Origin of the sequence: Clostridium hydrogenum (assembly GCF_021432385.1) — a bacterium.
GTDB lineage: Bacteria > Bacillota > Clostridia > Clostridiales > Clostridiaceae > Clostridium_S > Clostridium_S hydrogenum.
Genome location: NZ_JAEACT010000003.1, coordinates 509,996 through 531,639, shown reverse-complemented (window position 1 = coordinate 531,639; position 21,644 = coordinate 509,996). Strand labels below are relative to the sequence as shown.

21 protein-coding genes are annotated in these 21,644 nt (G+C 31.2%); 16 read left to right on the top strand and 5 right to left on the bottom strand.

What is annotated here, in order from left to right; all coding sequences use genetic code 11:
- The first annotated feature begins 1 nt into the window (after position 1).
- Complete coding sequence (gene sdaAA, locus CUEA01_RS15650) at positions 2 to 877, top strand: L-serine ammonia-lyase, iron-sulfur-dependent, subunit alpha (RefSeq protein ID WP_234122617.1); 876 nt, start codon at positions 2 to 4, stop codon at positions 875 to 877.
- A 53-nt stretch (positions 878 to 930) separates the two neighbouring features.
- Positions 931 to 1,332: a hypothetical protein gene (locus CUEA01_RS15645; RefSeq protein ID WP_234122616.1), complete on the top strand. Its 402-nt coding sequence runs from the start codon at positions 931 to 933 to the stop codon at positions 1,330 to 1,332.
- A 98-nt stretch (positions 1,333 to 1,430) separates the two neighbouring features.
- On the opposite strand, the gene pssA is transcribed toward CUEA01_RS15645, so the two are convergent.
- Complete coding sequence (pssA, locus tag CUEA01_RS15640; RefSeq protein ID WP_234122615.1) at positions 1,431 to 1,967, bottom strand: CDP-diacylglycerol--serine O-phosphatidyltransferase; 537 nt, start codon at positions 1,965 to 1,967, stop codon at positions 1,431 to 1,433.
- A 198-nt stretch (positions 1,968 to 2,165) separates the two neighbouring features.
- On the opposite strand from pssA, the gene CUEA01_RS15635 reads away from it, so the two are divergent.
- The 6 genes from CUEA01_RS15635 to CUEA01_RS15610 all read left to right on the top strand — a co-directional run bounded on the left by CUEA01_RS15635 (position 2,166) and on the right by CUEA01_RS15610 (position 6,284).
- The gene (locus CUEA01_RS15635; RefSeq protein ID WP_234122614.1) at positions 2,166 to 2,870 is read left to right on the top strand and encodes a TVP38/TMEM64 family protein; all 705 of its coding nucleotides are present in this window, start codon (positions 2,166 to 2,168) and stop codon (positions 2,868 to 2,870) included.
- 47 nt (positions 2,871 to 2,917) lie between these two features.
- Positions 2,918 to 3,346, top strand: coding sequence for a CBS domain-containing protein (locus tag CUEA01_RS15630; protein ID WP_234122613.1), 429 nt, complete (start codon positions 2,918 to 2,920; stop codon positions 3,344 to 3,346).
- A 152-nt stretch (positions 3,347 to 3,498) separates the two neighbouring features.
- Positions 3,499 to 4,386 carry a YegS/Rv2252/BmrU family lipid kinase gene (locus CUEA01_RS15625; protein WP_234122612.1) on the top strand — a complete coding sequence of 296 codons (888 nt, stop codon included), beginning with the start codon at positions 3,499 to 3,501 and terminating at the stop codon, positions 4,384 to 4,386.
- A gap of 49 nt (positions 4,387 to 4,435) precedes the next feature.
- Positions 4,436 to 5,092, top strand: coding sequence for a hypothetical protein (locus CUEA01_RS15620; RefSeq protein WP_234122611.1), 657 nt, complete (start codon positions 4,436 to 4,438; stop codon positions 5,090 to 5,092).
- A 26-nt stretch (positions 5,093 to 5,118) separates the two neighbouring features.
- Entirely contained in the window at positions 5,119 to 5,592 is a 474-nt protein-coding gene (locus CUEA01_RS15615; RefSeq protein ID WP_234122610.1) for a MarR family winged helix-turn-helix transcriptional regulator, read from the top strand.
- A 158-nt stretch (positions 5,593 to 5,750) separates the two neighbouring features.
- Positions 5,751 to 6,284, top strand: coding sequence for a flavin reductase (locus CUEA01_RS15610; RefSeq protein ID WP_234122609.1), 534 nt, complete (start codon positions 5,751 to 5,753; stop codon positions 6,282 to 6,284).
- 55 nt (positions 6,285 to 6,339) lie between these two features.
- Here CUEA01_RS15610 and CUEA01_RS15605 read toward each other — a convergent pair whose 3' ends face one another.
- Positions 6,340 to 8,220: a YgiQ family radical SAM protein gene (locus tag CUEA01_RS15605; protein ID WP_234122608.1), complete on the bottom strand. Its 1,881-nt coding sequence runs from the start codon at positions 8,218 to 8,220 to the stop codon at positions 6,340 to 6,342.
- A gap of 227 nt (positions 8,221 to 8,447) precedes the next feature.
- Between CUEA01_RS15605 and CUEA01_RS15600 the strand changes: the two genes are divergently transcribed.
- The gene (locus tag CUEA01_RS15600) at positions 8,448 to 8,981 is read left to right on the top strand and encodes a GNAT family N-acetyltransferase (protein WP_234122607.1); all 534 of its coding nucleotides are present in this window, start codon (positions 8,448 to 8,450) and stop codon (positions 8,979 to 8,981) included.
- 1,001 nt (positions 8,982 to 9,982) lie between these two features.
- On the opposite strand, the gene CUEA01_RS15595 is transcribed toward CUEA01_RS15600, so the two are convergent.
- Positions 9,983 to 10,348: a P-II family nitrogen regulator gene (locus tag CUEA01_RS15595; RefSeq protein WP_235699928.1), complete on the bottom strand. Its 366-nt coding sequence runs from the start codon at positions 10,346 to 10,348 to the stop codon at positions 9,983 to 9,985.
- A 378-nt stretch (positions 10,349 to 10,726) separates the two neighbouring features.
- Complete coding sequence (locus CUEA01_RS15590; protein WP_234122606.1) at positions 10,727 to 11,944, bottom strand: ammonium transporter; 1,218 nt, start codon at positions 11,942 to 11,944, stop codon at positions 10,727 to 10,729.
- A 938-nt stretch (positions 11,945 to 12,882) separates the two neighbouring features.
- Here CUEA01_RS15590 and CUEA01_RS15585 point away from each other — a divergent pair.
- The 7 genes from CUEA01_RS15585 to nth all read left to right on the top strand — a co-directional run bounded on the left by CUEA01_RS15585 (position 12,883) and on the right by nth (position 20,343).
- The gene (locus CUEA01_RS15585) at positions 12,883 to 14,151 is read left to right on the top strand and encodes a magnesium transporter (protein ID WP_234122605.1); all 1,269 of its coding nucleotides are present in this window, start codon (positions 12,883 to 12,885) and stop codon (positions 14,149 to 14,151) included.
- Between the two features lie 362 nt (positions 14,152 to 14,513).
- Positions 14,514 to 15,740: an NRAMP family divalent metal transporter gene (locus tag CUEA01_RS15580; protein ID WP_234122604.1), complete on the top strand. Its 1,227-nt coding sequence runs from the start codon at positions 14,514 to 14,516 to the stop codon at positions 15,738 to 15,740.
- Positions 15,741 to 15,864: 124 nt separating this feature from the next.
- Positions 15,865 to 16,557: a spore cortex-lytic enzyme gene (gene sleB / locus CUEA01_RS15575; RefSeq protein ID WP_234122603.1), complete on the top strand. Its 693-nt coding sequence runs from the start codon at positions 15,865 to 15,867 to the stop codon at positions 16,555 to 16,557.
- A gap of 380 nt (positions 16,558 to 16,937) precedes the next feature.
- Positions 16,938 to 17,501 (top strand): serine O-acetyltransferase EpsC, encoded by a 564-nt coding sequence (gene epsC / locus CUEA01_RS15570; protein ID WP_234122602.1) that lies wholly within the window; start codon positions 16,938 to 16,940, stop codon positions 17,499 to 17,501.
- Between the two features lie 24 nt (positions 17,502 to 17,525).
- On the top strand, positions 17,526 to 18,506 hold the full coding sequence (gene queG, locus CUEA01_RS15565; RefSeq protein WP_234122601.1) for a tRNA epoxyqueuosine(34) reductase QueG: 981 nt from the start codon (positions 17,526 to 17,528) through the stop codon (positions 18,504 to 18,506).
- A gap of 271 nt (positions 18,507 to 18,777) precedes the next feature.
- Positions 18,778 to 19,488, top strand: coding sequence for a lysophospholipid acyltransferase family protein (locus CUEA01_RS15560; protein WP_234123367.1), 711 nt, complete (start codon positions 18,778 to 18,780; stop codon positions 19,486 to 19,488).
- Between the two features lie 216 nt (positions 19,489 to 19,704).
- A complete protein-coding gene (gene nth / locus CUEA01_RS15555) occupies positions 19,705 to 20,343 on the top strand; it encodes an endonuclease III (RefSeq protein ID WP_234122600.1) in 639 nt (212 codons plus the stop codon).
- Positions 20,344 to 20,574: 231 nt separating this feature from the next.
- Here nth and CUEA01_RS15550 read toward each other — a convergent pair whose 3' ends face one another.
- Positions 20,575 to 21,609, bottom strand: a complete 1,035-nt coding sequence (locus CUEA01_RS15550) for a M42 family metallopeptidase (RefSeq protein ID WP_234122599.1) — start codon at positions 21,607 to 21,609, stop codon at positions 20,575 to 20,577.
- Positions 21,610 to 21,644: the final 35 nt, after the last annotated feature.

Genomic DNA, 21,644 nt, shown 5'->3' with positions numbered 1-21,644 from the left:
TATGTTTGTTAATAGTGCAAAAGAAGTTCTTGTAGAGTGTGCAAAAGATAATATTAGTATAAGTGATTATACAATTAGAGAAGAAATGGAAAAATCAGAACAAAGCTACGAAACTATAATTGAAAAGATGAAAAAAAATCTTGAAGTTATGAGAGAAGCTGTGGATTATGGCACAAACAATAATGTTAAATCTATAAGTGGTCTTATTGGCGGAGATGGATTAAAATTAAATAAATATGCAGAGAATGGTGAGACATTAACAGGAAAATTTATAGTGAAGGCTATGGCAAGAGCAATAGCATGTTCAGAAGTTAATGCTGCTATGGGGAAAATTGTTGCAGCTCCAACAGCAGGGTCCTGTGGAATACTTCCGGCAGTTATAATAACAGCAGGTGAAAAGCTTAATAAAACTGATGATGAACTTATAAAGGCACTATTTACTGCATCTGGAGTTGGGATAGTAATTGCTAAGAATGCTACACTTTCAGGAGCCGAAGGTGGATGCCAGGCAGAGTGTGGTTCGGCAGCGGCAATGGGAGCAGCAGCGGTTGTTGAAATGATGGGCGGAACACCTGAAATGGCCTTTGATGCAGCAGCTATTGTTATAAAAAATGTTTTAGGACTTGTCTGTGATCCTATTGCAGGATTAGTTGAGGTACCTTGTGCGAAAAGAAATGTATCTGGTGCTGTAAATGCACTTACTACGGCAGATATGGTGATGGCTGGGGTTAAAAGTATAATTCCTTTTGATGATTGTGTAGCGGCAATGTACAGAGTTGGAAAGCAATTACCATGTGAACTTAGAGAAACAGCAATGGGTGGCCTTGCAATTACTAAAACAGGAGAAAATTTAAGAAAAAAGTTGGAGCATAAATAGAATAATTTTGTAATATAATTCAATGATAGTAATTGTTAATATTGGTGGCATAATTGGGAAATAGGAAGGTAATAGAACAATATTATTGTGATATAGATAATCTTGCAAAATTGCTAACTAATTTTGTTAGTTCTTATAGACTTTTAATTGGTGGTGCAGCAGAATTAAATCAAATTACACCAGCTACTAAACATGATGTAAAGAAAGCTATAAAACGAGTTGATGTTATGGGCGATATTATCGATGAATTGCTTGAAAGTATACAAGAATGTGAAGAAAATTATATTGATTACTGCAAAATTAAATCAGATGTTATATCATGTAAAATACAAAAAAATATAATTTCAACTGAAATTGATCAAGAGATATCTTTTAGCAATGAAGAATTGAAAAAAGAAAAATTGAAAAAAGAAGCAATGAAGCCAAGAAGTAATGAAGAAGATAAGCAGGAATAGAAAAATACCGTGTAGGGTATTTTTTTATTTTAAGCAGTTTACTTTAAAAATAGTTAACATAGCCTAAATAAAAAACCATACACGGTAAAATTATAAATTTAAAACTTTTTAAATTTAAGTTTGCTTATCATTAAATAAGAGAGTAAAACCATAATTATTACAGTTAAAATGGGATTTGGAGTTGAATTTAATAATAAAATAATTAAAAAATACAATGCCATTGCCATTCCGGCAACTGTAATAGGGATCCCCGTAAAATTACCATCAAAATTAGATAAATTATATCTTGCAAGTCTATAAGCTCCAGCTATAGGGAACATTAAAAGTAAAATATAGCTTACAAATTTTAAGTCTGAACTAAGTAAATTATATGAAAGTATTGAAGGTGCTACTCCAAAAGAAACAAGATCAGCAAGTGAATCAAGTTCTTTTCCAAGTTCGCTTGAGACATTTAAAGCTCTTGCAACTCTACCATCATATCTATCTATAATTCCAGCTAGTAGTATAAATACACATGCTAGCTTGTAATATTCAGGATTATTCTGTGATGATGCAGTCAAAGTCATTGTTAATGATAGTAAGCCACATGATAAATTTCCGAAAGTAAACATATTTGCCACTGCACTTTTGGCCATAAATAATCACTCCTAAAATGTTAATAAAAATATCCATTTGTATAAGCAAATATTATTATAACACAAAATACAATACTTTGTAAAAATATTTTAAATTTTTTTTGTTAATCGAAACTATGCAATATAATATGAATTGTGTTATCATTAATTGGTGATAGTGGTTTATATATAGATATGTTATAGAGTTTGGAGGATAAAATGAATTTTAAGACAAATAAAAAGTTAAAATATTTAGCTGTAACTTTGATGGTTATTCTTGCAATAATCATTTTATTAATATTTAAAAGGGATTTGGGCGCGATGTTAGCGCATAAATACAAAGGAATATTGAGAATATTACATTTTAATCCTAGAAGAATAAAAAGATATATACTTAGCTACGGTAAATTATCGGCGGTAGCATTTGTTGTTATTTATGCTTTAAAACCTATACTTATTGTTGTACCTGCATCACTTTTTTCTATAATGGCGGGTAGCATTTTTGGACCATGGAAAGCATTTATGTTAAGTATGATAAGCTGTTTTTTATCCGGTAGTTTTGCATTTTTTCTTGCTCAAAAACTTGGAAAACCGTTTGTTGATAAAATACTTAAAGGGAAAATAATGAAATTAGACGATGGAATAGAAAAGCATGGGTTTATTATAATGCTTTTAATGAGACTTTCTTTTGTGTTCCCATATGATCCGTTAAGTTATGCTGCTGGATTAACTAAAATGAAGTATAGAGATTTTATTTTAGGCACAGTAATTGGTGTAGCACCAGAGATGCTCGCATATTCATTTATGGGAAGAAATCTTGAAAGATCATTTTCAATAAAATCTTTCCTACCTATATTGTTAGTTATTATAATAGCATCCATAGCTGCGCTTACATATAAAAAATATAAAACGAAAAATGATTAAATAAAAAAGCGTCTTTTTGGATAACATATTCACGGAGGTGCTTTTTTATGAAGATTAAAGATATTATGACACAAAATGTTGCTACTTTAAATTCGGCAGATACTGTTGAAAAAGCTGCTCAATTAATGAGAGAACACGATATTGGAGCAATTCCTGTTTGTGATCAGGAAAAAGTTATTGGTGTTGTTACTGATAGAGATATAGCATTAAGAACAGTAGCGGAAGGTCAAAATGCAACAAGCCAAACAGTAAGAAGTGTTATGACAACAACTCCCGTTACAGGAAAGCCTGAAATGGACGTAAGAGAGGCAGCTAGAATCATGAAAGAAAGACAAATTAGAAGACTTCCTGTGGTTGAAAATGGAAATTTAGTGGGAATAGTTTCATTAGGAGATTTTGCAGTTGAGAGTGGATTAAATGGCTGCGCAGAAAAAGCATTATCTGGAATTTCAGAACCATGTTCTCCTAAAATTTAATAGGTATAAGTCCACAAGATATGAGTTAAATCTTGTGGACTTATACCTATTAATGATATAATATATTGGTAAAAATACATATTTAGGTATGTGAGTAAAATAATTTTGTAATTATGCTTATCATGTACTTATGAGTTGAGGGGAGTAAACTTATGAATAAAGTTAAGTTTATATATAATCCCTATTCAGGGGAGAATGCAATTATAAACAAAATTGATAAAATAGTAAAAATTCATCAAAAGAATGGATATACAGTTGTACCATATAGGATATCTTTAGGAAGTCCTGTAGATGAAGCCTTTGATGACATTGATGATACATATAAGTATGTTTTGATGGCTGGCGGGGATGGAACTGTAGATAATGTGGTAAATTGTATGAAAAGGTTAAACATTGATTTACCAATAGGAATATTGCCAGTAGGAACTGCAAATGATTTTGCAAAATTTATAGGCATGCCTTTAAACATAGAAGCAGCTTGTAAGCAGATTTTAAAAAGTAAAGTAAAAAGTGTTGACCTTGGAAAAATAAATGATAAATATTTTATTAATGTAGCTAGCGCAGGATTGTTTACAAATGTTTCTCAACAAACAGATGTAAATATGAAAAATACTATAGGTAAATTAGCGTATTATGTAAAAGGTATAGAACAGCTTCCAAACTTTAGAAAAATTAAAATTAAGGTTACATCGGACGAAAAGAGTTTTGACAGTGAAATGATATTAATGCTGGTGTTTAATGGACAGACAGCTGGTAATTTTAAATTTGCATATAAGGCGGCTGCAGATGATGGAATGCTTGACGTAATAATAATTGAAGGCGGAATGGTTAAAGATTTAATTAACATATTAATCAAAATGCTAAGGGGTGAACATCTTGAAGATGTAAATGGACTTATATATTTTAAAACGAATAAACTTACAATAGAATGTAATGATGACATAGTTACAGATATTGATGGAGAAAGAGGCCCCGATTTTCCAGTTGAGATAAGCTGTATAAAAGAAGGAATTAAGATTTTAGGAGTCAAGAATATTTAATTAATATTAATAGTAATAATAAGTGATAGCATTTTAAGGAGAGAGTAAATTGGTTGTTTATATTTATTTATCCATGTTACTACTTATTGTTTATTTGTGCGTTACTGCAGTAATGAAAAGTTTTAAATGTCCTATTAAAATAAAAATTATAAGTATATGTGTTTTAAGCGTGCTTATACTTAGATATATATCACTTTTCATTCTATTTTTAGTTAAAAGCATAGCTTATACTTATTTTTTAAAGTATGTTGTGTTAGTTAATATAATATGTGTACCAGCCCTATTTATGTTAATGATTTTCATTTTTATGAGGAGTAAAAAACTAAATATTATATATATGCTAGGCACAATTTTAGTACTTATAGCTTTATATGCATATGTAGTTATGCGTATGCCATTAATTGTAATGCCAGCTTCTGATTATGGCTTTGGGTATGTAATTAGTTTTGGCAGCTCTAGAGAATATATTTTGTTTGTTTATATTATTATATATATTTTAATTTTAACCTTGTGTGGCTTCTTTATGGGAAAGCGCTATGTAAATAAAAAGGGAATAAGCATTATTATGATAGGACTTTTGGTAGCTCTAATTGAAAAAATTGTACTTTTAATTGGAACAAAAGTTATGCCAGAATACTTACTAGGAGAAATTATATGCTTGATGTGTATGCACTATGTTCTAGATTCATTCTCAAAGGAAAAGTAATACACCAACAGTTGGGAGGATAAGCCATGAACAAAGAAGAACAGGTCATAATGGGGTTTAGGGACTTAGTAAATAAGATGGCTTGGCTTAATAAAATTAAGATGGAAGAATGTCTTAAGGAATATAAGCCTTCCGAAGTACATTGTATCGAATACATTGGAAGAAATGTAGATTCCAACGTGACAAAACTTGCTGAAGCTTTTTATATGACTAGAAGTGCTATAAGTAAAATAACTAAGAAGCTTATAGAAAAAGGCTTTATCGAAAGTTATCAAAAGCCAGATAACAAGAAAGAAATTTATTTTAGACTTACTGAGCAAGGAAAAGCAATTAACAAAGTTCATGAGAAACTGCACAAAGAGTTTCAAGAGAGGGATAGAGCCATTTTTGAGCAGGTAACCGAGGAACAATTTGATAGTATGCTTAGATTTTTGGAAAAATATAGTAGACATTTAGATGCAGAAATAAAGAAGCAGGGTGTAGATATTAAGTTGGAATAAATGTAAATAATGAAAAAGAAATAACATGCAGTCTAACTCTATTGGGAGTAGGCTGCATTTTTATTGTTGATATTTTGTTGACAAGGAAACAAAATAATGATACGATATAAATGTTTCTAAGGAAACAAAAATATGCTTTTGAGAGGGGAATTCATACGATGAATTTTGGTAAACTATTTAAACAAATTTCTCCAGAAGATATATGCGACAATGTATTTACGTTGGTAGGAAAAGACCTTTATGCCGTTACTGCGGGCAATGAAGATAATAATAATTCTATGGTAGGTAGTGGTGGTGGTTTTGGACTTCTTTTAAAGAAACCTACAACTTGGTGTTTTTTTCGAGCAGATCGTTATACACTTGAATTGATTCAAAAAGACCAAACGTATACTTTGTCCTACTTTCCAAATGAATATAAGGAGCAAATGCTATTTTTGGGAAGTAAATCAGGAAGAGATAGTGAGAAAATGAAAGAAGTTGAACTGACAAGTGTTGAGACACCTAATGGAAATATGTCTTTCAAAGAAGCTAGACTAATTTTGGAATGCAAGTTAACAGCAATTACTACCGCTAATCCAAATGATTTTTACACACAAGAAGATAAAGACTTTATAAATGAAGCTTACAAGGAAGCAAACGTTTATCGTAAATTGGTATTTGGGGAAATTACACATGTTTGGCTAAGAAAATAAGAATAAACCTAAATTAATGAAGATAATTATTGCTAATTATCTTCATTAATTTAGGTTAGAATTTTTTGTTTTTTATGAAATCATTCTTATTTTTTGATTTAAACTTATTAGATGTTTTTTTCTTGATTCTTGGGGCAAATTCTGGTATTAAGCACTTTGGTCCTCTTCCAATTAAGTCCTGTCTATTGGCTTTTATTAATGCTTCTTTAACAAGATTATAATTTTCTGGTTTACTAAATTGAAGTAAGGCTCTCTGCATATTTTTTTCATGCTGCTTTTTAGGAGTATATACTTTTTCACCAGTTAAAGGATTTATTCCAGTGTAGTACATAGTTGTTGATAAACTACCTGGGGTTGGATAAAAATCTTGAACTTGCTCAGGCATATATCCCATTTCTTTAATGTAAACAGCTAAATCTATTGCTGCATTTAAATCACTGCCAGGGTGACTTGATATCATGTATGGTACTAAGTACTGTTTCATATTTAAAGATTTATTTATATCAAAGTATTTTTTAACAAATTTATTGTAAACTTCCTTGCCAGGTTTACCCATTTGCTTTAAAACTCTGTCACTTATATGTTCAGGTGCTACTTTAAGTTGACCACTTACATGATATTTGCAAAGTTCTTTAAAGAAAGTAGAATCTTTATCATATATAAGATAATCGTATCTTATTCCAGAACGTATAAAAACTTTTTTAATTTTAGGTAATTCTCTAAGCTTTCTCAAAAGTGAAAGATATTCACTGTGATCAACTTTTAAATTTTTACAAGGTGTAGGAAAAAGGCACTGTCTATCTTTACAAACACCACGTTTTTTTTGAAGTTCACAAGAACTATGTCTAAAATTTGCAGTTGGACCGCCAACATCATGTATGTAGCCTTTAAAATCTTTATCACTAGTAAGCAATTTTGCTTCTTCTATTACTGAATTTTGTGAGCGATGTTGAATTATCCTTCCTTGGTGGAAAGTAATAGCACAGAAGGAACATGCACCAAAGCATCCACGGTGACTTGTAATAGAGAATTTTACTTCTTTAAGTGCAGGGATACCGCCATATTTCTCATAAATAGGGTGATAAGTTCTAGTAAAAGGAAGCTTATAAACCATATCCATTTCTTCTTCAGTTAAAGGCATAGCTGGCGGATTTTGAACAATGTATCTGTCGCCATGTTTTTGAACTAAAGTTTTGCCGCTAATTGCATCTTGTTCCCTTGCTTCCAACCTAAAGCTTTCAGCATACTTCAATTTATCAGAAGCGACTTCTTCAAAGGAAGGAAGTTCTACAAAATTGTCAAGTGTGCTTACATCCTTTGTAATATAAACAGTTCCATTTACACTATTTATAGAACTTACGTCAGCACCGTATTTAAGGAGATTTGCAATCTGAACTATAGATTTCTCCCCCATACCATAAGAAAGTAAATCGGCTTTAGAATCTATTAAAATGCTTCTTCTGACTTTATCTTCCCAGTAATCATAATGAGCAAAACGTCTTAAACTTGCTTCAACACCACCTATGATTATAGGTATATTTTTAAAGGCTTCGCGCACTCTATTACAATATACTATTACAGCTCTATCGGGCCTGTGATTTCCCTCACCACCTGGAGAGTATAAATCATCATGTCTTTTTTTCTTGGCAGCAGTATAGTGATTTACCATAGAATCTATATTTCCGGAATTAACTAAAAATGCGTATTTTGGTTTTCCGAGTTTTTTAAAATCATCAACTTTTGTCCAATCAGGTTGAGGAATAATACCTACAGTAAATCCTTCACTTTCAAGGACTCTCCCTATAATTGCAGTTCCAAAAGAAGGGTGATCAACGTATGAATCTCCTGTAACTATTATAAAATCTAATTCATCTATTCCTCGTTCTTTTAAGTCTTCTTTGCTTATAGGCAAAAACTTATTTTGGGTACTTTTCATTATCAAAAAAATCTCCCTTCAAAAATAGTTAAATCAATACACCTTTATTGTGAATTGTGCATTGCTTTAATTATAAATGAAGTTACAATAATGTACAATGTCTAAATAAAGTATGCTAGAATAAGTATTGTGTAAAACTATAATCTAATGAACAATAGTAAACTATCACGAAGTAGCGATACTTATTTAACTAAGAGATAGATATTAATTTGCAGGAGTGATTTAAAATGATTGAAATCAAAAGAATTTCTGAAGCCACTAAGGATGATATTAATATTCCTAATGAACCTTTTACCTTGTGGGGAAAAATGATTCCAACCTACGATGGTAAAAAATGGGCTTACACAACCAAGAAATTTGAGGAAAGCAAAATCATTGAGATGGTATTTCCCAATGAAAACTATAATTTTGATGCACTAAAAAAAGAGTGCTTCTTTGTTGGAGCTTATAATGAGTGTGGAAAGTGTATAGGGCTTGGGATTTTCAGGCATGATTGGTTTAAATACTTATATCTTGATGACTTAAAAGTATGTAGGGAATATCGAGGTCACGGAATAGGAAAGCTATTGCTAGATGAGGGTAAGAAAATTGCTGCTGAAAACAGTTATCGGGGGATTTATACGATTGGTCAAGATAATAATCTTTCTGCATGTTTATTCTATATAAAATCCGGATTTGTAATAGGTGGATTTAACACGCATGTATATAGAGGAACCAATCAAGCCAATAAAAGTAATATTTATTTTTACTTAGAAATCTAAATTTTGCATAAAATGCGGTAATCACAAATACCCAAACTATCCATTTGATCCAATCACAAGATGTAAAATCGAGAATGGTATACCTACAAGATACATGGGACTTCCTGAAAGTATTGTTGATGAAGTAAAAAATGCTGGATTCAACATATTAGACTATCAAGTATTTAGCTATGCACAAGACCTGCTTGTTATTAATGCTTTAAAACTTTTATAACGTCTTCTAGGCATCATGGTGAACATTGAGCTGAGACTGTCGCACAAAAGTATTTTATACACAAATTTTAAATATTACGAACCATTATTCAGAGTACAACTGACAGAGTACAGAGTACAGTGACGGATGATTTTCTTCCGCCTTGCTACAGAAAATCTTATAACTTATTTTTGATTGCTTACGCAATCGCTATATTATCAATGTTGTTCAGCGAAGCTGACAACATTTAAGTTTAAGATTTACATGACGTAAGGAAGGTAAATCAACCTTAACTGTACTTTGTCATCTGTACTCTGTACTCTGATTTAATGGATAGCGTCATTTCAACTACCAAAATCAAGTGGTTTATCTTTACAAATGTATCTGTACTAGCCCAAAATTCCGTAGGCACGGAGGAATTTTTACATTAAACTACCGTAAAATGCTAAATAAGTGTATTGCAGGATGATTTAAATAAAAGGCTATGTTTTAAAAGAATGTTGATATGAGCTTATGACATTAATGGACTCTAAGAATTGCTCGTTTATAATTTGCTACCCATTTAGATGCATCGTCCTGATGCCTAAATGGCTTTGACCGTCCTAGTCAAAATTACGCAAATTATAAACGAGCAATCCTAAGAGTCCATAAAAGCCAATACACATCACATCAACATTCTTTTAAAAATAGCCCCAGATACTAAAGGAAGCTATGTCTTAAATAAGTGTGAAAGTCAACACTTATTTAAAACATAGCCCAATTAAATTTATTAATTTTATTTAATATCCTGCGATACACTTATTTATCATTATTCTTTGTCATCTTGTAATGCATCATAATCTTCTTCTCCAGTTCTTATTTTAACTACTTTACTTACCTCGTATATAAATATTTTTCCATCACCGATTCTGCCTGTTTTTAAGACTTTTTTAGCAACTTCAACAACTTTTTCTACAGGTACAGCGCATACGACAATTTCAATTTTTATTTTAGGATTTAAATTAATTTCTACAGGATTGCCTCTATAGTATTCAGTAACACCTTTTTGAAGACCACAGCCAAGTACATTGGTAACAGTCATTCCTGTAACACCTATCTTATTAAGCTCATTTTTTAGTTCATCGAATTTTTCTGGTCTAGTGATGATGTCAATTTTAGATATTTTGTGTTCCATGGCTAATTCAACTCCTACCGTTAAATAATTTTATAACAAGAATTTCTTAGTATTATTATAACTCAAATTTCGTACATTTTAAATATTGCAAACCTTTTTTCAGAGTACGGAGTACAGAGTACAAAGTACAGTGAATGATGATTTTCTTTCGCTTTGCTACAGAAAATCTTATAACTTATTTTTTATTGCTTACGCAATCGCGCCATTTATGGCGCTCAGCGAAGCTGACAACATTTAAGTTTAAGACTTACCTGACGTAAGGAAAGGTAAATCACCCTTAACTGTACTCTGTCATCTGTACTCTGTACTCTGGTTTAATGCCATACAATAATTTTAAAATGAGAAACTTTAGTATTATTGCGAAGTATTAATAAATTCTTAAGATATATGATATCCTTTTTCGCCGTGAATTGTGATATCGAGACCAAATTCTTCTTCATCATCATTTGCACGAATTTTAAATATTGAATCTACAATTTTTAATATAATAAGTGTCATAACAATTGAAAAAATGTAAGTTGCTACTGTTGCTATAATTTGAATGCCGAATAAAGAAGCATTTCCATAAAGAAGTCCATTAGCACCAGATGAATTTACAGCTTTTGTTGCAAAAATTCCAGTTGCTATACTTCCCCAAGTACCGCCAATACCATGGCAGCCAAATGCATCTAATGCATCATCATATTTGAATTTAGGTTTTAAATAAGTTACAGCAAAGTAGCATATTATACTTCCTATAGCACCAATTATTATTGATGAAGGAACAGTTACAAAGCCAGCAGCAGGAGTGATGGCAACAAGGCCAACTACAGCACCAGTTACAGTACCAAGTACAGTTGGTTTCTTTGCAACAATCCATTCACATGCCATCCAAGCAATTGCAGCAGCAGCGGCAGAGGTATTTGTTGTGATAAAGGCAGTCATAGTAACATCATTAAGGCCTAAAGCACTTCCTGCATTAAAGCCGAACCAACCGAACCATAGTAATCCGGCACCAAGAATTGTTAAAGGCAATTGGTTTGGAGAAGTTTTAGTGACTTTTCTCTTACCTATATAAATAGCGGCAACGAGAGCTGAAACTCCAGAACTAATGTGAACAACAGTTCCGCCAGCAAAATCAAGTGCGCCTAAATTTTTTAACCAACCATTAGTTCCCCATACCCAGTGAGCAACAGGATCGTAAACTAGAGTTGTCCATAATAGTACGAAGGCAATGAAAGCAGGAAATTTAATTCTTTCAGCAAAACTACCACTAATTAGAGCGGGGGTTATTATTGCAAACATAAGTTGAAACATCATAAATAAATTGTGTGGTATAGTAGGTGCATAAGCTGCAAATGGCTTAAATCCTACATGGTTTAAAAATGCCCAATCTAAATTTCCTATAAAGTGAGAAATATCTGGTCCAAATGCTAGTGAATAGCCTACAAGTACCCATTGAAGGGAAACGATGGCTATACAGCAATAACTGTGCATCATTGTACTTAGTACATTTTTTTCTTTTACCATACCTCCATAGAAAAATGCAAGGCCGGGGGTCATTAACATAACTAAGACTGTAGATAAAAACATAAAAGCAGTATCTCCGGTGTTCATACTAATGATCATCCTTTCGTAAGTTATTTTTTTTAACTCTTATTTGTATATATAATAACATTTAAAATGTTTTTTATCAATATTAATAATAAAGTAGCCATTATTTTACTAAAAAAACAATTAAGCGACTTATAAATTTTAAAATTTAAATTGCTGAAAAATTGTAATGTTAAATCTGTGCAAAAAGATACTTATTTTTAATATTAAGGTTGAAAATTTCACATTTTATACTATAATTAAAAGTGAAAGACTATTTAGGATAATTATATTTCTATTGCGTTGATTTTTCTTATTTATCGTGCAATATTAAGCCTAGATAAATTTAAAGGCATATAGGTTAGTAAACTAGTTTAAACTATTTATGAAAGTTTATATATTTATTATCTAACAAAGTTAATAAAATATGTAATTTAAGTAAGTTTGTAAAAAATGAATTTAGATTTTAATGTAGTTTACAAGGATTAGTTTAATAATTATCACTAAAGCTCAACAAGTCTAATTTTTTATTTTTAAATTAAGATTGAGCCCCAAATGGGCTTTTTTTATTGTGAAAGGTTGGTGAATAAGAATGGAAGGTGGACCGGATACCCGGAGGGATTTAGTAATCCGTAGAAGAAAAGGCCAAATATTAATAATTTGAATGTATAGTTTATATAAGGAAAAATAATGTTAAGTTCTAGATTTTTAAAACTAGAACCAAAATGTTTTTCTTATTTTCACCTCTATCAATTTTAATTGCGCATCTTCTTCTTCGGAAAATATACTAATTCCATTGTTTAGCATATTATGTAGTGACAATATAAGATAACTGAAAACTTCAAATTTATGTGTATAAAAGCACAATGTTTTGAACATCAATATGTACATTAAATTTGTTAGCTTGAATGGATTTTTCTTAATATGCTGAAGTTTAAATAATTTGGAAGGAGAGGATTAAAGTGCAAAAATTAAACAACTTTTTCTTGAGTAATGTACTTTATAAAAAAGTTTATGATGAATATGGCGAATATGTTGGAAAATTATGGGATATATATGTTGTGACAGAAGAAAGTTATCCAAGAGCCATAGGTTATAAAATAAAAAAAAGTGGTGAATATATAAACTATGAATTCAAAAATATTGATTTTTTTAGGAATGAAGAAAACAATAGAATTTTAATAAAGGTAAAATCGGTTAAAGATACAATTATGCGAAAGTATTCGTATTTGCTTTCTAAAAATTTATTAGATAAGCAGATAGTAGACATAAATGGGAAAAAACTTGTAAGAGTAAATGATCTTAGAATGGCTCAAATAGCAGGTGAACTTAAAGTAATAGCAGTTGACACTGGAATAATGGCACTTGGTAGACGAATTGGAGTAGAAAGTGTAGTTAAAGGTATATTTAGTATGCTGCAAAAGGAACCTAGCGAGAGTTTTATAATGTGGGATAATGTTGAATCTCTTGAGATGGTAAATGACAATTTAAAATTGGCAGTTCCATATAAAAAACTAGCCGCACTCCATCCAGCAGATTTAGCAGATATACTGGAAGATATGGATTCTAATTATAGAAAAAAGGTTTTCGAAAGTTTGGATGAAAATTTAGCAGCGGATATATTAGAAGAAATAGAGCCGGATATACAAGCAGATTTAATTGAAAATTTGAGTGAGGATAAAACTACAGAAGTTCTTGATAGCATGCCTAATGATGAAATTGCTGATATGCTAGATGAAGTAGATGAAGAAACAGCAGAAAAAATTCTTTTAAGTATGGAAAAAGAAGATGCTGAGGAAGTAAGAAAGCTCATGGAGTATGAGAAAGAAACTGCAGGAAGCATAATGAACAAAGATTTTATAGCGTTTAACATAAATATAACTTTAAAAGAAACCTTGGACATAATGAGGGAAATGAAACCGGAAGAAGAAGTTATGTATTATATTTATGTAACTAATTTGGAAGGAAAACTAGAGGGAGTAATATCATTTAAAGATTTAATATTTATGCCTCAGGAAAAAACGCTTAAAGAAGTAATGAATAAGAATATTGTTACAGTTAAGGATGCGGATAAATTAGAAGATGCAATGGAAACTTCTGTGAAATATAATTTGTTATCACTTCCAGTAGTTGATAAAGATGAAAAATTATGCGGAGTAATAATAATAAATGATTTGGTTGATGAAGTTTTATTCCCTGTATGGAAGAAAAAGTTTAAGAAAGTTGGATAGCTTAATCAATATACGATTAAGAATGAAGTTGAGGCGTTTAATTTAAAAAATGGCAAACATTCTTCAGAGTACGGAGTACAGAGTACAAAGTACAGTGAAGGAGGCTTTTCTTCTGCTTTGCTGCAGAAAATCTTAAAACTTATTTTTTTATTGCTTACGCAATTGCACCATTTATGGTGCAGATAGAAGCTAATAATACCTAAGTTTTAAGATTTACCTGACGAGAGGAAGGAAAATCAACATTCACTGTACTCTGTCATCCGTACTCTGTACTCTGAATAAAGCTTCACAATAAATTTAAATTGTGATTGAATTAATTGAAAAAAGTGAATTGCCTTAAGTCTGCAAAAGAGGTGGAGTGCATGAAAAAGAAGTTTGGAAAATTATTTTTAATATTTAGTATAATTGGTCCGGGACTTATTACAGCTAATGCAGGTAATGATGCGGGTGGAGTAACCACATATTCAGTAGTAGGTGCAAGCTATGGATATTCAATGCTTTGGGGACTAATTACTATTAGTATTGGACTTGCAGTTATACAGGAAATGAATGCAAGAATGGCAGTAGTTACAGGAAAGGGATTGTCTGATTTAATTAGAGAGCGATATGGAGTAAGATGGGCTTTTTTTGCTATGTTTGTACTGATAGTTGCAAATCTTGGAGTTTGCATTGGTGATTTTGCGGGAATAGCTGCAAGTTTGCAATTATTTAACATAAGTAAATACATATCGGTACCAATTCTTACAGTTATGATATGGTTTATAATGACTAAGGGGAATTATTCTAAAGCTGAAAAAATATTTTTGCTTTTGACTCTTACGTTTTTAGGGTATGTAGTCACTGCATTTATGGTTAAACCTAATTGGGGCCATGTAATTTCATCTATAACATCACCAAATGCTAATCTTACAAAAAATTATTGGCTAGATTTAATTGGTATGGTTGGAACAACAATAACACCATATATGATGTTTTATTTACAATCTGCTATTGTAGATAAAGGAATATCTATTAAAGAATATACATATGAAAAAATGGATGTATATCTTGGAACAATATGGGGTGCTCTTACAGCATTATTTATAATTGTATGTACTTCTGAAACATTATTTAAAGCACATAAAGCAATAAGTGATGCTGCTGATGCTGCAACGGCACTTAAACCACTAGCAGGTTCATATTCATTTATGCTTTTTGGAATAGGCTTGTTTGGTGCTTCGTTTTTAGCTTGTTGTATAATTCCATTGTCTACCTCATATGCTGTTTGTGAGGCGTTCGGTTTTGAAAGTGGACTTAATAATAAAATTAAAGAAGCACCTGTATTTTTTGGATTGTTTTTATTTATGATAATTGTAAGTGCAGTAATTGTACTTATACCAAATTCATCACTAGTTAGCTTAATGCTTGTAACACAACAATTAGCCGGAGTCTTGTGTCCAGTTGTTTTAATTTTTATGATTAATCTTGTAAATGATAAAGAAATAATGGGGGAACATACTAACAATAAAGTTCAAAATTTCATAGCAAAATTTACTGTTGTATTAATAATAATATTAACTATATTGGCATTTGGCGGAAAGTTTATTTAATATGCCTAATACAGAGTACTATATTTTTATAAGTTTTTGTATAAAAATTTCATTCTTGAGAAAAATAATGCTATAAATTAATCAAGAATGAAAGGAGCAATGAGTAACAGTGAAATTTGTACAGATGATAAAAAAGTATAAAAGAAGCATAGTTTTATGTTTAGTGTTACTTATGGCATATTTTAGCATGAATGTATGGTTGTTGCCATATAATAATGCAGTTAAAGCTGTTACATATCGTTATGGTTCCTCTGGAAGTGTTGTAACACAAATTCAAACAAAGCTAAAAAACTGGGGATATTACAAAGGCAGTGTTGATGGTTCGTATGGATATGTTACTTATCTTGCAGTTAAAAGTTTTCAAAGCAATAATGGACTTTCTGCTGATGGAATTTGTGGTAATGCTACATTAGTTGCATTAGGACTTCCAACTGGAACTACAGCTACTCAACGGTATTCAAACAATAGTCAAGATTTGGTATTATTGTCTAGACTTATAAATGGAGAAGCAAGGGGAGAGCCTTATCAAGGGCAAGTTGCTGTAGGAGCAGTAGTGTTAAATAGAACAAGAGATCCTAGATTTCCTTCAACAGTTGCCGGAGTAATATATGCGCCAGGTGCATTTACAGCGACTGTCGATGGACAAATAGATGCTAATATTGAACAATCATCTATTAATGCAGCAAGAGATGCTCTTAACGGCTGGGATCCTTCAGGTGGAGCTGTTTACTACTTTAATCCAGCTACAGCTACTAGTGCATGGATATGGTCGAGACCTTTAATCAAAATTATTGGTCATCATAGATTTTGTAGGTAAATTAATGTTTTACTGCTAGAATAAAACCATTTTAGTTGCAAGTATCTTATTGACAAAGCATAAAATAAGTATATAATTAAATTATAATTCTTAGTGAATCACTCGGAAATACGTTGATAAAGTAAAGTAGTGTAAAGGAAATTTTAAGAGAGAGGATTGGTAGCTGAAAAAATCCTTAAATGAAATTTGCATGAAGTGCACTTTGGAGTACTGTATCTGAAGTTTGTAGTAAGGTACAGCGGTTACAACCGTTATATTGTCAAAACATGTTAGTGTTTATTGTTTTTTAGTTTAGGGTGGAAAATGAAGAAGGCTTTGTCTCTATTAGAGGCGAAGTCTTTACTTTTGCTAGGAACTATATAATAGGAGGGTGAAGTTAATTGTTTAAGGCAATAAAATATGATATTAATAAGGTACTTGAAAATGATCCAGCAGCAAGAAATTCAGTAGAAGTGTTCTTATTATACCCGTGTGTACATGCACTTATAGGATATAGAATAGCTCATTGTTTTTATAAGCATAAGATGTTTTTTATGGCTAGATTAATTTCGCAAACAGCTAGATTTTTTACGGGTATAGAAATTCATCCTGGAGCTAAAATTGGCAAAGGCCTTTTTATAGATCACGGAATGGGAGTAGTAATAGGAGAAACCGCAGAAGTTGGTGATAATGTAGTCTTGTATCATGGTGTAACATTAGGGGGGACCGGAAAAGAAAAAGGAAAAAGGCATCCGACTCTTGGAAATAATGTTATGGTAGGCACAGGTGCAAAGATTTTAGGCCCTATAAAAATAGGCGATAATTGCAAAATAGGTGCTAATGCAGTAGTATTAAAGGATTTGCCAGCTAATGTAACAGCTGTAGGAATACCAGCAAAGATAGTGAATCCCAGTAGTGGCAGCAAAGAAAAAATAATTAATATAAATAAATTTTATGCAGAATAGCTCACGGGAGGAATTAAACACTTTATGGATTTTAAAAGTGAGATATTGAAATATTGTAGCAGTATTGGATTAAATACAGTAGGCTTTATGGAATGCAGGAAATTTGAGGAACTTAATGAGTTTTATAAATATAGAAAAAATAATAATTTAGAAAATGAATTTGAAGAAAGTAATATTGGAAATAGAATTAATCCATTTATATATATGGAGCATGGAAAGACAATAATTTCTATTGCTTTTCCGTATTTGCATAAGGCAATAATTAATGACAAAGTTTACTTTTCGAAATATACTTTAGGAAATGATTATCACAAAGTTTTAGGAATTTATCTTGAAAAAATTTGTGATTTTATAAAAACACTTGGTGGGGATGCTAGTTACTTTGTAGACAATAATGCACTTCCAGAAAGATATATAGCATATACCTCTGGAATAGGATTTATAGGAAAGAATAATATGATTATTACACCTAAATATGGTTCTTATGTTTTCTTAGGAGAAATAATTACGAATCTTGAAATTGAAGCTGATAGTCCAATTGAAAATAAGTGCGGTGAATGTAATTTGTGTAAAGCAGCATGTCCAACGGGATGTATAAAAGAGAAAGTGGCTAATAGCAATATATGTTTATCTTATATAACACAAAAAAAGCAAGTGGAAGATTTTTGGTTTGAAAAGTTTAAAGGCAGGTTGTTTGGCTGTGATATGTGTCAAGATGTGTGTCCATACAATAAAAATGCCAAAACATCCAGTATAAAGGAATTTGAACCATATGATTTTATGGAAAAAGCTAATATAGATGAGTTAATAAAAATAGATAATGCTATATTTAGAGAAAAATACAAGAACACTTCTTGTGGCTGGAGAGGAAAGAACATTTTACAAAGGAATGCACTTATTAATTTGATTAGTATGGAAAAAAATAAAAATATAGCAATAGACAGCATTAAGTCACCTTATGTAAAGGAGTATTATAATAGACTTTTGAAGCTTTTTAAATTATAATAAAAACAAGCATATTAAAATTAGACAATTAAATTATGAGATTTTTATGACTCAACTTTGGAAATTAATTATAGATAAACCAGTTCAACTAGCAAAATCAATTTGTATCAAAATGCCTAGAAGATGGCATTTTGATACAAATTAATTTTGAAGTTTCAAGTGGTTTATCTTTAAAGCATATTAAAAAAATAATAAGTTGCACTTGTTATTTTCTTTAATATGCCTAAAGTTGAGTTCTCTTACGTAAAATGTTTTGAAAGGTGGAATTGATGTGCTTTCTCCTAAATTAGCAAAATTAATAGAAATACTTCCGGGACCTATGGTTGGTGTTATAGCTAAAAAAGCTTTAAATTCTTATTTGAACAAATATGCTAATCTTCATATTGAGGGAATTGAGAACATAAAAAATACGAAAAGGCCAATAATATTTATATGTAATCACTTAAGTAATTCAGATGGACTTGTTTTAAATAAAGTGTTAAACATTATGAATAATTTTGATGTTACCTTTGTTCTTGGAGTTAAACTTAACGATGATGTTATAACTAAATTGGGTACATACTGTGTTAAAACAACACCAGTTAAGCCTAATACAGCAGACAAAGAGGGTTTAACTAAAATGGTGAATATATTAAGAAGCAATAATAATATATTAATTTTTCCGGAAGGGACTAGAAGTAGAAATGGTGCTATGCTTGAAGCAAGAAAAGGTTTGTCACTAATTGCTAAATTAAGTAAGGCAATTATTGTACCTATAGGAATTAGCGGAAGTGAAAAACTTATGCCTATAAATAAGGAAGGCGAAATGTATAAGGAAGATTTTCACTATGCTGATGTTTACATTAATGTCGGGGAAGCCTTTTATTTGGATAAAAAGCATGCAGGTGAAGATAGAAAAGATTATGAGAAAAGAGCAGTGGATGAAGCTATGTATAGGATAGCAGAGCTTGTACCGGAAGAATATAGAGGAGTCTATAAATAACAGAGGACAAAGTACAAAGTACAGAGTACAGAGAAGGTTAATTTTCTGTTGAAGCAGAAAATTTTAAAAATTAATGAGCTAGCGCTCAAATGTGTAGTGCTTTAGAGAAGCTAAACATTTTAAGTTTAAAGATTTATCTGACGTAAGGAAGATAAATCTTCCTTCTCTGTACTTTGTACTCTGTAATCTGTACTCTGCTTAAAAGGGGTGGTTCAATTGGATAACAAAGATGTAAAAAAAGTTGTAGATATATTGGAAAAAACATATCCTGAAGCTGAATGTGCACTTAAATTTAACAGTCCATATGAGCTACTTATTTCAACAGTTCTAAGTGCTCAATGTACCGATGAAAGGGTAAACCTAGTTACTGGAAAGTTGTTTTTAGAATATAATACTCCAGAAAAAATGATTACTTTAAGTGAGGAGGAGCTTCAAGATAGAATAAAGTCTTGTGGCCTTTACAAAAATAAGAGTAAGAATATTATTGAAGCATCTAAAGGTATAATAAATAAATTTAATGGAGAAGTACCAAGAACTAGAGAAGAATTAACCAGTCTTCCTGGCGTTGGAAGAAAAACTGCTAATGTAGTTATGGCAAATGCTTTCAAGATACCGGCATTTGCAGTTGATACACATGTTTTTAGGGTTTCTAATAGAATAGGGTTAGCAAATGGAAAGAATGTAGAAGAAGTTGAAAAAAAGCTTATGGAAAATATAGATAAGAAGCATTGGATTAAAATGCATCACTGTATAATTTGGCACGGAAGAAAAATTTGCAAGGCAAGAAATCCAAAATGCAGTGAATGCCCACTTAATAAAGTGTGCGAATACTCTATAAGGGAAGCAAATAATTAATATTGCGAACATTTTTTCAAAGTACAAAGTACAAAGTATAAAGTACAAAGAAGGATGATTTTCTTTCGCTTTGCTACAGAAAATCTTAAAACTTATTTTTGATTGCTTACGCAATCGCAACATTAATGCTGTTCAGCTAAGCTGACAGCATTTAAGTTTAAGATTTACCTAACGCAAGGAAAGGTAAATCATCCTTCACTGTACTCTGTACTTTGTACTTTGTAATCTGATTTAGTTGCTTTGGCAGTATTTTATTAATAAGTCCAAAGTTGCTGTCATACCGTCTATGTGTGTCCTTTCGTATCCATGAGAAGCAAAAACTCCAGTTCCAATAAGTGCTGTCTTTATATCATATCCAGCTCTTAAAGCAGCTGAGGCATCAGATCCATAATGTGGATATGTATCTATTTTATAAGATATGTCATTATTTTTACAAATATCTATTAGATTTTTCCTAAAAGAATAATCGTAAGGGCCTGAAGAATCCTTTGCGCATATGCATACACTGAATTCTGAAGAATTTTGTCCTGTTCCAGGAGCACCCATATCTATAGAAAGAAATTCTTTTGTATTTACAGGGATTGCAGCAGCGGCACCATGACCAACTTCTTCGTAATTACTTAAGTAGAAATTTGTTGTGTATGGTAAAGTTATGTTATTTTCAGTTAAATATTTTATTGTATATAAAATTATTGCAACACTAGCTTTATCATCAAGATGTCTACTTTTAATAAAGCCGCTTTCTGTGAAGTGAGTTCTTGGGTCGAAACATATAAAATCGCCTATGTTAATTCCAAGTTTTTCAACATCTTCTTTAGTGCTAACTTTTTCGTCTATTATAACTTCCATATTTTCAGCAGTCCTTTTTAAATCTCTAGCATCATCGTAAATGTGAACGGAAGGTTTGATAGTTTGAATTGTACCAGAATAATTTTTACCATCTAGAGTGGCTATTGTACAATTTTCACCTTCAATTGAATTCATCATATAACCGCCTACTGGAGTAATAGCAATAGTTCCAGTTAATTTGATTTCTTTTACCATAGCGCCAAGAGTATCAATATGTGCTGAAATTGTTCTTTCAGAAGAAGTATCTTCACCATTAAGTGTTATTATCAAGCCGCCTTTGTTGGTTGTTTTGCATGGCACATCAAGTATATGAAGTTCCTCCATTATATAATCTGTCAAATCTTGTGTATAACCAGTAGGACTTGAAATTTCGAGGACATTTTGTAAATAGTATTTTAATTTTTCGATATTGTACATTATAACATCAGCTCCTTATAAATATTTTAACATAA